At 70.9% G+C, this 13,941-nt stretch carries 10 protein-coding genes and 1 pseudogene; 4 read left to right on the top strand and 7 right to left on the bottom strand.

What is annotated here, in order from left to right:
* Positions 1–155: 155 nt before the first annotated feature.
* Positions 156–2,243, top strand: coding sequence for an ABC1 kinase family protein (locus ACJX2R_RS24150; protein ID WP_413101833.1), 2,088 nt, complete (start codon positions 156–158; stop codon positions 2,241–2,243).
* A 37-nt stretch (positions 2,244–2,280) separates the two neighbouring features.
* Here the strand turns inward: ACJX2R_RS24150 and ACJX2R_RS24145 are convergent, their stop codons facing one another.
* The 5 genes and pseudogenes from ACJX2R_RS24145 to ACJX2R_RS24125 form a co-directional block, all read right to left on the bottom strand.
* Positions 2,281–3,390: a prephenate dehydrogenase gene (locus tag ACJX2R_RS24145; protein ID WP_413101832.1), complete on the bottom strand. Its 1,110-nt coding sequence runs from the start codon at positions 3,388–3,390 to the stop codon at positions 2,281–2,283.
* Positions 3,387–4,658 (bottom strand): PLP-dependent aminotransferase family protein, encoded by a 1,272-nt coding sequence (locus tag ACJX2R_RS24140; RefSeq protein WP_413105942.1) that lies wholly within the window; start codon positions 4,656–4,658, stop codon positions 3,387–3,389. The genes ACJX2R_RS24145 and ACJX2R_RS24140 overlap by 4 nt, the downstream gene beginning before the upstream one ends.
* 216 nt (positions 4,659–4,874) lie before the next feature.
* Positions 4,875–5,891, bottom strand: a pseudogene (locus ACJX2R_RS24135) (alpha-hydroxy acid oxidase); the annotation flags it as partial.
* Positions 5,888–6,919 (bottom strand): 4-hydroxyphenylpyruvate dioxygenase, encoded by a 1,032-nt coding sequence (hppD, locus tag ACJX2R_RS24130; protein WP_413101831.1) that lies wholly within the window; start codon positions 6,917–6,919, stop codon positions 5,888–5,890. The gene hppD and the pseudogene ACJX2R_RS24135, both read right to left, overlap by 4 nt.
* 266 nt (positions 6,920–7,185) lie before the next feature.
* A complete protein-coding gene (locus ACJX2R_RS24125; protein WP_262699232.1) occupies positions 7,186–7,797 on the bottom strand; it encodes a hypothetical protein in 612 nt (203 codons plus the stop codon).
* Between the two features lie 325 nt (positions 7,798–8,122).
* On the opposite strand from ACJX2R_RS24125, the gene ACJX2R_RS24120 reads away from it, so the two are divergent.
* The 3 genes from ACJX2R_RS24120 to ACJX2R_RS24110 are packed head-to-tail and all read left to right on the top strand — an operon-like array spanning position 8,123 to position 11,184.
* A complete protein-coding gene (locus ACJX2R_RS24120; protein ID WP_413101830.1) occupies positions 8,123–9,349 on the top strand; it encodes a cytochrome P450 family protein in 1,227 nt (408 codons plus the stop codon).
* Between the two features lie 45 nt (positions 9,350–9,394).
* Positions 9,395–10,393, top strand: a complete 999-nt coding sequence (locus tag ACJX2R_RS24115; RefSeq protein ID WP_413101829.1) for an ATP-binding cassette domain-containing protein — start codon at positions 9,395–9,397, stop codon at positions 10,391–10,393.
* Positions 10,390–11,184, top strand: coding sequence for an ABC transporter permease (locus ACJX2R_RS24110; RefSeq protein ID WP_262699229.1), 795 nt, complete (start codon positions 10,390–10,392; stop codon positions 11,182–11,184). The genes ACJX2R_RS24115 and ACJX2R_RS24110 overlap by 4 nt, the downstream gene beginning before the upstream one ends.
* A 101-nt stretch (positions 11,185–11,285) precedes the next feature.
* Here ACJX2R_RS24110 and ACJX2R_RS24105 read toward each other — a convergent pair whose 3' ends face one another.
* Complete coding sequence (locus tag ACJX2R_RS24105; RefSeq protein WP_413101828.1) at positions 11,286–12,359, bottom strand: MupA/Atu3671 family FMN-dependent luciferase-like monooxygenase; 1,074 nt, start codon at positions 12,357–12,359, stop codon at positions 11,286–11,288.
* A 79-nt stretch (positions 12,360–12,438) separates the two neighbouring features.
* On the bottom strand, positions 12,439–13,656 hold the full coding sequence (locus ACJX2R_RS24100) for a cytochrome P450 family protein (protein WP_262699227.1): 1,218 nt from the start codon (positions 13,654–13,656) through the stop codon (positions 12,439–12,441).
* Between the last annotated feature and the right edge of the window lie 285 nt (positions 13,657–13,941).

The raw sequence follows: 13,941 nt of genomic DNA, 5'->3' as shown, positions 1-13,941 counted from the left end.
GCCACGCACTCCCGTGCCACGGGGCCCGACATCCCGATGTCGGGCCCCGTGGCGTGTCTGGCAGGTTGCTGCGTGACATGCGGGCAAGCGCGGTCCGAGGGGGACGAGCCGGACTACTGTTGACACACTGTTCATCGCACCCGGGGGAACGTGCCATGACCTGGCTGGCTGCCACCAGCATCGACGACCTGTCCTTCGGGTTGCTGATCGTGCTGATCGCCGTGTCGTCGCTCGGCGTCTTCGTCTTCGGCGTCTCGGCGATCTCCGGCCGGCTGCTCGGTATCCGGGTGGGCCCGCTGCGCGCCCTCGGCGCCGGTCTGGTCGGTCTTGGCGCGATGCTCGTCTTCAAGCCGACCATGCACGACCAGCAGAGCATGGGCGTGCTGTACGGCGTGCAGGTCGGGGTGTCCGTGCTCGCCGCGATGGCCACCCTGGTGCTGGCCGAGGTCTTTCTGCCGCGCGGCAGCTGGGCGCTGCCCATGCGGCTGTGGCGCGCGATGCGCAGCCGGCTGCGGCGCACCCGCCGCTATTCGCAGATCAGCCGGATCTTCATGCGGCACGGGCTGAGCCGTCCGCTCCGCAGTCGGCACAGTCTGGAACGTGCTCTGCGGCCCGGCGAGTTCGGCGAGCGGATGGCCAGGGGGCTGCGGCTGGCGCTCGAGGAGTGCGGCGGGGCCTTCATCAAACTGGGCCAGCTGCTGTCCACCCGGCGCGATCTGCTGCCCCCGCACTTCATCGACGAACTCAGCCGTCTCCAGAGCGATGTGGCGCCCGCGCCGTGGGGGGACGTGGCGGTGCTGCTGCGCGCGGAGTTGGGCAGGCCGGTGGAGGACGCCTTCGAGTGGATCGAGCAGGTGCCGCTCGCGGCCGCCTCGATCGCCCAGGTGCACCGCGCCAAGCTGCGCGGAGGCCCGGTCGTCGTGGTGAAGGTCCAGCGGCCGGGGATCCGCGAGATGGTCGAGCGCGACCTGGACATCGTCGTCGCGGTCAGCCGCGGCCTCCAGCAGCGCTCCCGGTCCTCCCACGCCATGGGACTGCGGGATCTGGGCGACGGCTTCTCCACATCGGTGCGGGAGGAGCTGGACTTCCGGATCGAGGCCAACAACGCCGCGGTGGTGGCGGCGTCCTGCGGCGGGTACGAGGCGGACGCCCTGGTGCGCGTGCCCCGGGTGTACGAGGAGTTCACCACGGCCAGGGTGCTGGTTCAGGAGTGGCTGGAGGGGGTCACCTTCGATCGTGCGGCGACCGTCGCGGACCGCGAGGGGCTGGACCGCCACCGGATAGCCCGGACCGCCTTCGCCGCCATGCTCCACCAGATCCTGAAGGCGGGGGTGTTCCACGCCGATCCGCATCCGGGCAATGTGCTGCTCCTCGACGACGGGCGGATCGGCCTGCTCGACTTCGGCTCGGTGGGCCGTATCGACCCGTCCGTACGCCACGCCCTCCAGGAGATGCTGGTGGCCGTCGACCGCGGCGACCGGGCCGGTCTGCATGACGCGCTGATGGCCCTGCTCGGCACGAGGGCCACCCGGAGCGAGGACCTGATGCTCAACTCGCTGCTGCTGGAGCGGGAGCTGGGGCAGTTCATGGCCCAGCACCTGGGGGCGGGGGCGCGGCCGGACACCGAGATGTTCACCGCGCTGTTCCAGCTGCTCGCCCGGTTCGGCCTCGCCGTGCCGCCGGAGGTGGCCGCCGTCTTCCGGGCCCTGGCGACCATCGAGGGCACCCTGGGCCGGATCACCCCCGACTTCAACATGATCGACGAGGCCCGGGCGATCGCCGTGGACCTCCTCACCGACCGGCTGCGGTTCCGCGCCACGGGTACCGGGAGCGAGGAGGAGGGCGGGCTCGCGTCCGGGTTCTCGTCCCTGGCGCGGAGCGCGACCCATGAGTTCCTGTCCGCGCTGCCGATGCTGCGGCGGCTGCCCCGGAGGGCGGAGCGGATCGGCGCGTCGCTGGAGGAGGGGCGGTTCACGGTCCGGGTGCGGGTGCTCGCCGACGAGCGGGAGCGGCGCTTCGTCTCCGGGCTGATCCACCAGATGACGGTCACGCTGCTGGGGGCCTGTACGGGGCTGATGGGGGTGGTCCTGGTGGTGTTCGGCACCGGGCGCGGGCCCCGGGTCACCGCGGAGGTGGAGCTGTTCCCGCTGCTCGGCTATCAGATGCTCGCGGTCAGCGCGATCCTCATGCTGCGCGCCCTCTACACCGCGCTGCGCCGGCCGAACGCCCACGACAGCTTCTAGTACGGACCGGCTCCTGGGCGGAGCCGGTCCGGATTCCTCAGGCGTCGCCGACCAGCAGTGGCTTCTCCCGCATGGTCCAGCCGTTGGCGTCCAGCACCCGCCGTACGCCCGCGACGGAGGTCGAGTCCACGAGCAGTTCGACCAGGCCGCGCGGCTGGTCCAGGGAGTGCTCGATGCGTACGTCCTCGATGTTGACCCCGGCCTCGCCGACGGTGGAGAACAGCCGGGCCAGCGCTCCGGGCTGGTCCGGGACGGCGACCGGGATCGCCACGTACTCGGCGGGCCGTGAACGCTGTTTGTGCGGTACGCGGGCGTGGCCCCGGTTGCCGCGCCGCAGCAACTCCTGGAGATCGGCGGCGGCCTGCCGGCGCCCCTCGGACTCCGCGCCGGGCAGCGCCCGCAGGGCGGCGATCAGTTGCTCCAGGTCCTTGGCGTAGTCGTCGAGGACGTCGGCCACCGCGTCGGCGTTCGCGGTCAGGATGTCGCTCCACAGGGCGGGTTCGCCCGCCGCGATGCGGGTGACGTCCCGCAGCCCCTGTCCCGACACCCGGATGTGCTCGGTCTCGGCGTGCTCCAGCCGGGCCGCCATCATCGAGGCGACCAGATGCGGTGCGTGCGAGGTCAGGGCGACGGCGCGGTCATGGGCATCGGTGTCCATCAGGACGGGGACGCCACCGCACAGGGAGACCAGCTCCAGCCCCCGGTTGAGCGCCGAGCGATCGGTGAGGGGCGAGGGGGTCAGCACCCAGGGGCGCCCCTCGAAGAGGTCGGCGCGGGCCGCGAGCGGCCCTGAGCGCTCGGCGCCGGCCAGCGGATGTCCGCCGATGTAGCGGGACGGATCGCCACCGGCCGCGCGGACCTCCTCGTGCGGCCGCACCTTGACGCTGGCCACATCGGTGTAGGTGTGTGCCAGCCCGTCCCGCTGACAGCGGGCGAGCACGGTGCCGATGCTCGCGGGCGGCACCGCCAGGACGGCGAGGTCCACCTGCCCGTCGGGCGCCTCGAGCGAGCCCGCCCCCAGGGCCTCGGCGGTCCTGGCGGCCGTGGTGTCGGCGTCGTCCAGGTACACCAGGACGCCCCAGCGGCTCAGGGCGAGGGCGATGGACGTCCCGATCAGCCCGGTTCCGACGACGACGGCGGTCCTCATGTGTCACGTCCCGAGGCGGGTCCGGTGGCGCCGGGGCGCTCGATCTCCGACCGGAGGAAGGCGGCGAGCCGTGCGATGCCGTCCTCGATCTCCGCCGGGCTCAGATAGCTGAAGGAGAGCCGGATCGACCGTTCGCCGCCGGGGCCCGGGTAGAAGTAGGCCATTGGCGTCCAGATGACGCCGTGGTCCTCGGCCGAGCGCAGCAGCGCGGCGTTGTCGGCGGGGAACGGAACCCGGACGGTCAGGAAGAAGCCGCCGCTGGGCCGGTTCCAGCCGATGCCGAGCCGGTCGCGGACGTCTTCGGGGAAGTGGCGGTCCAGCTGTTCGAGGGTGACGCGGAGCGCCTCGCCGTAGTGCTTGGCCGGCACCGCGTTGCGTTCGGTGAGCCGGCCGCCGCAGGCCAGCAGGGCACCGGCGACGGCCGCCTGGCTCAGCGCCGGGGTGTTCACCGTCACCATGCTCTTGATCTTGGCGAGTTCGTCGGCGAGCAGGCTCTCGGCCCCCGACGGATCCCGCACCGGCTGGTCCGCCACGACGAATCCGACGCGGGCGCTGGGGAAGACCGACTTCGAGTACGACCCGAGGTGGATCACCCGCCGCGCGTGGTCCATCGACTTCAGGGTGGGCAGCTGGACGCCGGGGCTGACCAGCCGGTACGGGCTGTCCTCGAGGATGAGCAGATCGTGCCGGGCGGCCAGCTCGAGCAACTCCTCGCGGGCGCGCCGGGACATGGTGTTGCCCGACGGGTTCGAATGGTCCGGCACCACGTAGAAGGCGCGCGGGCGGCGGCCCCGGGCCCGCTCGGCGAGGACGGCGGCCTCCACATCGGCCACGTCAAGGCCGTCGGCCCGCTCCTCGACGGGGTGCACGGGCACGCCCAGCAGACTGGCGGCTCCCGTGATGCCCACGTAGCAGGGGCTGGCGACCAGCAGGACGTCCCCGGGGTCCGCGAAGAGCGCGCGCAGGGCCAGCAGCATCCCCTCCTGGGCGCCCACCGTCACCACGATCGCGCCCGGCGGGGCGTCGATGCCCTCGTCGGCGCGGAGCGAGTCGGAGATCAGCTCGCGGATCTGGCCGGCGGTCGGGCCGTACTGGTACAGCGCGGTGCGGATGGCCTCGTCCGAGGCACCGCCCGCGGCCAAGTGGTCGAGGTAGCGGCGGATGTGATCGAGGATCTCGTCCTTGTCGAAGAACTCCTCGTACGGCCTTCCGGGGGCGAAGGAGACCACGTCCGGGAAGCGGCCGGTGATCTCGTTCAGGAAGTTCATGGTGTCCAGCACCGGGTCGGACACGCTGCGGTGCAGATTCTCTTTGCGCAGCGTTGCCGTGGCGGTGCCCGTCGGCTCCGGCGGGCGCGGCGGGGCGTGGCGCGGTGTCCCGCCGGACGGGCGGTGGAGCGCCGCGGCGGTGTCCTCCGCCCCGGTCAGCAGCGAGGCGTCCGCGTCGGCGACGGTGGCGGTGCCGGTCAGCGCCATGGCCTCCGACAGCTCGTCCAGGACCAGGCCCAGGACGCCCGCCACGCCGTTGCCGCCCGCCACGGCCAGTCCGTGCAGCACCGGGCGGCCCAGCAGCACGGCGTCCGCCCCCAGGGCGAGGGCGCCGAGGACGTCCCGGCCGCGGCGGACGCCGCCGTCCAGGAGCAGGGCGCAGCGGCCGTCCACGGCGGCGGCGATCGGGGCGAGCACGTCCAGGGTGGCGGGTGCCCCGTCCAGCTGCCGTCCGCCGTGGTTGGAGACCACGATGCCGTCCACGCCCGCGGCGATCGCGCGCCGGGCGTCCTCGGCGGTCATGACGCCCTTGACCAGTACGGGCAGTCGGCTGACCGAGCGCAGCCAGGCGATGACCGACCAGTCGAGCGAGGGGTCGAGGCCGGTGCGGCCGTGCTCGGACGGGGACGAGTAATCGGCCTCGTCCGCGGGCAGGTTGGCGGGCGTGATGTGCGACGGCAGCCGGAAGTCGTTGCGCAGGTCGCGCAGTCGGCGGCCGAGCCGCGGGGTGTCGCCGGTCAGGACCAGCGCCTCGAAACCGGCGGCCTCCGCGTGTTCGATGAGCCGCTGGGTCGTGGCGCGGTCGCGGAAGCAGTAGACCTGGAGCCACAGGGGCGAGGTGGCGGCCGCGGCGATCTCCGCAAAGGTCCGCCCGGCGAAGGTGCTCACCACGAGCGGGAGGCCGGCCGCGCCCGCGGCCCGCGCGGTGGCCGTCTCGCCGTCGGGGTGCATCAGCGTGTGGTAGGCCATGGGCGCCACGGCCACCGGCGCTCCCCACCGCCGTCCCAGGACGGTGGTGGACGGGTCGCACTCGCCCGCCCCGGTCAGGACCCGGGGGCTGAGCCGGATACGGTCGAACGCCGCCCGGTTGGCGGCGAGCGTCCGCTCCTCCCCGGCCCCGCCCTCGATGAAGTCCCAGACCGCCGGGGTCAGTCGGGTGCGCGCCCGCTCGGCGTACTCCTCGAGGGACAGCGGCGGCCGGGAGGCGCCGGAGGGGGTTGTGCGGCCGGTCACGAGTTGGCCGCCCGGGCGCGCTCGACGGCCTCGTACAGCGCGCGGATGTTGGAGCTTCCGAAGCCCTGGGCCCCGTGGCGCTGGATGAGTTCGAAGAACAGCGTGCGCCGCTCGAAGGGCGAGCGGGTGAAGAGCTGCAACAGGTAGCCCCACTCGTCGCGGTCGGCGAGCACATTGGTCTTGCGCAGATCGGTGATGGTCTCGTCGAGGTTGTCGATCCGCTCGGCGAGGGCGTCGTAGTAGGTGCCGGGGGTTTGCAGGAACTCGATGCCCCGGGTCTCGAACTCGACAACGGCCGGGATGATCTCGTCCACGAGGAACGCCAGGTGCTGCACCCCCGGGCCGCCGTTCCGCTCCAGGAATTCATCGATCTGGCCCGGCTTCTTGGTGGAGTCGGGCTCGATGATGGTGAAGGTGATCCCGGACGAGGGGCTGCGCACCACGATGGAGTCCATGGCCTGCTCGCCGACGGCGACGTATTCGCTGGAGTACTGCTCGAAGCCGAATCCGTCGATGTAGTACCGGACCGTGTCGTGCAGGGTTCCGGCGTCGAGACAGACCGCGATGTGGTCGAGCAGCCGCAGTTCGGTCGTGGCGCCGGTCCGGGCGGCGCCCTTCGGCGAGGTGACCCAGTCCCGGCCCGGGGGCAGCCCGTGCGGCCGGTCCGCGGAGCGCTTGAGGAGGGTGTGGCGGACGGCGCCGAAGCCGGAGACCGCGGGACCGGCCGGATTGCCGGAGGTCAGATCGCGGGCGCCGGCGGCCAGGGCGCCCTCATGGGCCGCGAGGGGGTCCTCGCAGGCGAAGGCGATGTCGGCGATGCCATCACCGTGTTCGGCCAGGAAGTCGGCCGTGCCCGGTCCCGAGGTGATGACGAGCTGGATTTCCTGTCGGCGGAGCAGGATCGATTCCAGCGCGCCGGTCCGGCACCGGGCCTCTTCCTGAAATCCCATACCGGACACGAAATAGTCCGTGGTTTTCCGCTGATCGCTGGTGTAGATCTCGATGTACTCGACGTCATGCGCGGTCACGATGCTCCCCATCCGACGATTGCCTCGCCACACATGTGTGTGTGCAACTCGTGGAATCGCACGGTACCGGGACGGGGAAGCGGTGCGATGGGCCGCCAAGAATTCTTCTATAGACGGAAAGAGACGGGTGCGGAATTTTCGCGGAAGGCGGTGGAGGGCGTACCGCCAAGAAGGTCCGCCGACCGCGTCAATCGCCTCTTTTCGGGCGGTCGGCGGTGATCGTGAAGACGGTCGGCCGACCCTGGCAATGGCTTATTCGATTCTCTTCATTTGAACGCTTTGCGGCGCACCGCGTAAGCGTAGGTGACGGCGGCCAGCAGCGGCCCCCAGGCGAGCAGCGGCAGATAGGCGGTGACGAACACCCAGGACCGCCAGCCGAGTTCGCCGACGTCATGGATGAGCGATCCGCGCCAGCCGCCCTCCCCGAACTGGCGGCCGTCCAGCGCCCGCCCTTGCAGCGAGAGGACCAGGGTCATGGTCCAGGTGACGGTGAGGGCCACCGCCCCGAGCGCGGCGGGAATGATCGCGGACAGCGGCCGTACGGGTTTCCCGGCGAGGAAGGGGACCCAGCGCGGCCACACCTCGCCCCAGGTGGAGACCAGCCCCACGGCGAGGAAGGCCAGCCCCTCGGCGACGATGGACAGGATGACGACGTAGAGCTCCAGCGGCAGCCAGCCCGGCAACTGTCCCCGGCCGATGTCCACGTTCTTGGTGAGCGGAACACCGAAGGTGACCTGGGCGATGCGCCACAGCCCCGAGGGCAGCACGGCCAACGGGATCAGAAAGGCCGCACGCCGGGCCCAGAGGGGCACCCCTTCGGCGGGAGTGCCGTGGAGCTTTCGATAGCCACGGGAAACGGCGGTAAGGATTCCGGACACGGGGCCCTCCAGGAGACACCGGGAAACGTGCGTCCGTTGCTGGATCGCTGCCAGGAGAATGGCATACGGCACCCCGCACACGACTCCTCCCACGGAGGCAAACCCACACGCCGTCGGGTGGAGCCCCCCTTCGCTGCCTCCTCCGTCCGGATGACCGCGAAGGAGGGGATGAACGGCTTTCGAACACGCTCCGCGGGAGCTCGATAGAAATCCTCGAAGTGCGCCGGGGAAGCGCGGAAAAGCCTGCTATCAACGGATCGGAGACGTCGTTCACCCACCCTGCTTCCGCGACATGCGGCACGGGCCGACCGAGAGGACCGGACACATGGCCGAGGAGACCAGCCGGACGCCGGAGGTGCTGGGTGAGGACTTCATCCGCGACCCGTACCCGGTGTACGCCCGGCTCCGCGAGCAGACCCCGGTGGCGCGGGTCGTGCTCGGCGGGGCACCGATGTGGCTGGTGCTCCGCCATGAGGCGGCGCGCGCCGCGCTGACCGAGCCGAAGCTGCACAAGGACCCCGAGCGCTGTGCCCGGCTGGCCGCCAAGCACGCGGGCGTCGACCCCGCCCCGCAGCCCGCCGAGAAGTCGCCCGGCCAGCGGATGCTGGTGGAGCACATGCTGGGCATGGACCCGCCCCACCACACCCGGCTGCGCAAGCTGGTGGCCAAGGCGTTCACCGCACGGCAGATCCAGGCGCTCCGGCCGCGGATCGAGCACACGGTCGGTGCCCTGCTCGACGACATCGCCGGGCAGGGCGAGGTGGATCTGCTGAAGGCGTTCGCCTTCCCGCTGCCGCTCACCGTGATCTCCGAGATGATCGGCGTCCCCGAGGCCGACCAGGCCGCCTTCGGAGCGTGGTCCAACGCGCTGACCGTGGCCGTCCAGCCACAGGAGATGCACCGCATCGCCGACCAGATGGCGGAGTACCTCACCGGGCTGATCGCCGCCAAGCGGGCGGCCCCGGCCGACGACCTGATCAGCGGGCTGATCCAGGCCCGGGACGACGAGGACCGGCTCAGCGAGAACGAGCTGGTGTCGATGGTCTTCCAGCTCCTGGTGGCCGGATACGAGACCACCGCGCATCTGATCGGCAACGGGATGCTCGCCCTGCTGCGCCACCCGGACCAGCTCGCCGCCCTGCGCGCGGACCGGTCGCTGCTGCGGGGCGCCGTCGAGGAGTTCTGCCGCTACGACAACTCGCTGCACCTGAACACGCTCTCGGTGACCACGGAACCGGTGGAGATCGCCGGTGTCCGCGTCCCGGCCGACGAGTTCGTCCTCGTCTCGCTCGGCGCGGCCAATCACGACCCCGAACGCTTCGAGGACCCCGAGCGGTTCGACATCCGCCGGGAGACCGGCGGGCATCTGGCGTTCGGCCACGGCATCCACCACTGCATGGGCGCGCCCCTCGCCCGGCTGCAAGCCGAGATCGCCGTCGGTGCGCTGCTCGACCGCTTCCCGCGGATCGAACTGGCCGTGGCGCCGCGGGAGTTGCGCCGCGAGGTGAACCTGACCCGGGGGCTGGAGTCACTGCCGGTCCGGCTCGGCTGAGCGAGGCGGACCGGACCGGCGTACCGGCCGATGATGAGGAGTCTGATGGATATCGCAATCTCCGCGGCGGGTCTGCGGAAGGCTTACGGCGGCAACGAGGTGCTGGGCGGCATCGACCTGTCCGTCGAGGCGGGCACGGTCTACGGGCTCCTGGGCCCCAACGGCGCCGGCAAGACGACCACGGTGCGGACGCTGTCGACGCTGATCAAGCCCGATGCGGGCACCGCGACGGTGGCGGGCTACGACGTGCTGAGCCAGGCGCACGAGGTGCGCCGCAGCATCGGGCTGACGGGTCAGTACGCCGCGCTGGACGGTGAGTTGACCGGTCGCGAGAACCTGGTGCTCATGGGAACGCTGCTGCACATGGGCCGCAAGCGGGCCCGTGCCCGCGCGGATGAGGTGCTGGAGATGTTCGACCTCACCGATGCCGCCGACCGGGTCGTCAAGACCTACTCGGGCGGTATGCGCCGCAGGCTGGACCTGGGCGCCAGCCTGACCGGGAGCCCGCCGGTGATCTTCCTGGACGAGCCGTCCACGGGTCTGGACCCGGTCAGCCGGAACGCGCTGTGGGACATGGTGCGCAAGCAGGTCGCCGAGGGCGTCACCGTACTGCTGACCACCCAGTACCTGGAGGAGGCGGACCAGCTCGCCCACCGTATCGCGCTGATCGACAAGGGGCTGGTGGCGGCGGAGGGCACGCCCGACGAGCTGAAGCGGAAGGTCGGCGGCGAGCGGCTGGAGATCACCGTACGGACCACCGAGATGGTGGAGGCGGCCCGGGTCGCGCTGGCCCGGATCTCCGCGCGGGGCTCCGCCCCGCCGGTCGTCGACGACAGCGGGATGCGGGTGTCGATCGCGCTGGAGAGCGGTATCGCCGGTGTCTCCGCGGCGGCGTCGGAGCTCCAGGGGGCCTCGGTGGAGGTGGTCGACTTCCTCGTGCGGCGCCCCTCGCTGGACGACGTGTTCCTGGAGCTGACGGGAGCCGGACCCGAGGCCGGACCCGAGACCGGATCCGAGGCCGAATTGGAGGCGACGAGCCGATGACCACCTATGTCCTGAGCGACGCGCTCGCCCTGGCGGGCCGCCACATACGGCACCTGAAGCGGGCACCGCAGCGGATCCTCAGCATCACCCTGATGCCGATCATGTTCGTGTTCCTCTTCGGCTATCTCTTCGGCAGTTCGATGAACGTGCCGGAGGGCGACTACCACGAGTACATCATGGCGGGCATCTTCACCCAGATGATGCTGGCCGGCGTCATCAACACCGGTGTGGGGGTGGCCGAGGACCTCTCCAACGGCCTGGTGGACCGGTTCCGTTCGCTGCCGATGTCCAAGGGCTCGGTGCTGCTCGGCCGGACCCTCTCCGATGTGCTGCTCAACGCGATCTCCTGTGTCGCGATGCTCTCCGTCGGCCTGCTCATCGGCTGGCGCATCCACGGCGGGCCGCTCAAGGCCCTCGCGGGCTTCGGTCTGTTGCTGCTGCTCGGTTACGCCACGGCGTGGCTCGGCTCGCTCATCGGGCTGCTGCTGCGCGATCCCCAGGCGGTCAACTCGGTGGCCATGGTGATCACCATGCCGCTCACCTTCCTGTCGGCGACCTTCTACCCGGCCCAGAACCTGCCGGGCTGGGTGCGTCCGGTGGCCGAGTGGAACCCGGTGACCACCCTGACCACCGGGATGCGTGAGCTGTGGGGCAACCCGACGGGGAACGGCGCCGATCCGGCGTTCCCGCTGCGGCATCCGGTGGCGGCCTCGCTGATCATGGTGGTGGCCCTGCTGCTCGTCGTGGTCCCGCTGGCCAACCGGGCCTACGAGCGGGCCGCCGCGCGCTGACACGCGGCCGTACGACCCCCGGGCCGAAGCCGAAGCCCGGACGACCGCTCTCGGTCGTCCGGGCTTCGGCGTGGGCGCCGCCGGGTCACCTCCCCAAATGCTCAGCTCCCCAGATGCGCACGCCAGGTGTCATGGAGCCGGGCCAGGTGCTCGAAGCCGCCGACCACCGCATCGGTCGGCACACCGAAGTCCACCAGACAGGCGACCTCGTCCACCCCCGCGTCCTTGAGCTGCTTGAGCATCGCCATGCAGTCGTCGACGGTGCCGAACATCCCGCTGGTCTCGAAGTACCGGTCGAATGCCTGGGCCACGAGGAACTGACGGTCCTCCGGGCCCATGCTCTTCAGCTCCCGGGACATGTCCGCGCCCTGGGCGCCCGCCGCCTCCGCCGCCTTGATCAGCAGGTCGAAGGAGCTGGCCAGATAGCGGGAGAACGGCTCGCGCACGGTCTCCCGTACGGCGTCGCGGTCGGTGCCCACGAAGGTGTGCACCATCACGGCCACATGCCCCTCCCCGGCCGAGGCGGGCTGGTGCTCGCGGTGCGCCCGGCGGTACTCCTCGATGCGCTGGGCGAGGACATCGACCTCCTGGCCGAGCAGATGGGTGAGCATCCCCAGCCCGTGCTCACCGGCCAGCGTGAACGTCGCCGGGGTGCCGCCGCTGGTCAGCCACATCGGCAGCGCGGGCTGGACGGGCGGCGGGAACATGGTCAACTCCACCGTCTCGCCCGCCCCGTCGGTCAGGGACACGCTCTCCCGCCGCCAGAGCCGGCGGATGGTCTCGACCGTCTCCATCAGCCCGGACTTGCGGGTCTCGTAGTTCTCCGGGCGGAGCGCGAAGTCCGCGGCGTGCCAGCCCGAGGCGAGTGCCACCCCGGCCCGGCCGCCCGAGAGGTTGTCGACGACCGACCACTCCTCGGCGATCCGCATCGGGTGGTGCAGCGGCGCCACGACGCTTCCGGCGCGCACCGCGACCCGCTGGGTGACCGCCGCCACCGCGGCGCCCGTCACCGAGGGGTTGGGGTAGAGCCCGCCGAACGGATGGAAGTGGCGCTCGGGGGTCCACACCGCGGTGAAGCCGTTGTCGTCGGCGAACCGGGCGCCGTCCAGCAGCAGCCGGTAGCGGTCGTGCTCCTCGCTGTCGTTGTTGGCGAAGTAGAACAGGCTGAAATCCATGGGTCCTCCGGAAAGCGAAAGAAAAGCGCCCGGGGCGCGCTGACGGCGGGTCCCGGGCGGTGTCGCTGCTGTGCGCCGTTCAGAAATTCACCGGCAGGTCGATCATCGGGCGGACCATGAGTCCGGGCCGATAGCGCACCTCCGAGGGGTGCACGGCCAGCTTGATGCCGGGAAAGCGTTCATAGACCCGTCGAATCGCCAGCTCGGTCAGCGCCTTGGACATATGGGAGCCCAGGCAGTAGTGGATTCCGTGGCCGAAGCTCACATGCGCGGGCTTGGGACGGGTGATGTCCAGCTCCGACGGACCGTCGGGGAAGGCGTGCGGATCGTGGTTCGCCCCGGCCAGCGAAATGATGATGATCTCGTCCTTGGGGATCTTCACCCCGCACAGTTCGACCGGCTCCAGCGTGACCCGCTGGAGGGAGTTGATCAGCGGGCTGGTGAACCGCAGCAGCTCCTCGACCGCGTTCGGCAGCAGACTCCAGTCGGCCCGGATCTTGTCGGCCTCGCCGGTATGGGTGAGCAGCGCCGCGAAGGAGCCGTTGAGCAGGCTGGTCGTGGTGTCGTTACCGCCGGTCATCAGGGCGAACGCGGTGGACAGCGCCTCCGCGGCGGTCAGCCGCTTGTCCTCGTCGGCGTGGACCAGCGCGGAGATCAGATCGTCCTGCGGGGTCCGCTGCTTGGTGGCGATCAGCGCCTTGAGGTAGTCCGACAGCTGCCGGGTGTGCTCGGCGATGATGCCCGTCGGGTCGCTGGCGTCCACCCGGCGCAGCGTGTTCGTCCACACCAGGAACCGCGGCCAGTCGGCGTCGGGCACGCCCATCAGCTGCGCGATGGTGATGATCGGAAGCGGTTCGTTGAGCCCGGAGACCAGGTCCCGGTTGTCCGTCCGCACCATTTCGTCGAGCAGATCGTCGACCACCTTCTCCCAGCCGTCGCGCAGCCCTCTGACCCGCTTGGGGGTGAAGGCGAAGGTGAGCGCCTTGCGCAGCGGGGTGTGGCGCGGCGGATCGGAGTTGGCCAGATGGTTGCTGATCTCGTCGGCCGGCTTGATCTCCTGGCCGAGCTGCTTGCCCAGCGCCGCGTAGAGCTTGCCGATGTCCCGGCCGAGCCGGGGGTCGGAGAGCGCGTCGCGGACGTCGTCGTAGCGGCTCACCACCCAGGCCCGCACCCCGTCCGGGGTCTCCACCCGGCACACCGGCTGTTCCTCGCGCAGCTGGGCGAGGAAGGGATAGGGATTCTGTGTGTACTCGTCGCTGAACATCCAGTAGCGGGACAGCGTGCCGGTGTTCGTCACCAGTACTCCCTGAAGTCGCGGTGCGGGTAGCGGCCCGCGGGCGATTGACGGCGCGCGGCCTTACCGATGACAGCACGGCCGGACCGGACCGGTCAGCGGCAGTGTGAATTCTTCGAAGTGGAGCGAAGTGGGCCACTTCCACGTTCCGCGGTGCGCAAAACGAAGTTTTTGCAGCGCCGTTGCCCGGTGGCCCGACCGGAGCTGAGACTCAGGCGATCCAGGCTGGTGGCAGGCGACCGAGCCCTTTTTGCCGGCGACCCCGGAAAGACGAGTGGAGATTTCCAT

The sequence above is a fragment of the Streptomyces sp. Inha503 genome (assembly GCF_047215865.1).
Classification (GTDB): domain Bacteria; phylum Actinomycetota; class Actinomycetes; order Streptomycetales; family Streptomycetaceae; genus Streptomyces; species Streptomyces lycopersici.
This window is presented reverse-complemented; position numbering and strand designations above follow the sequence as displayed.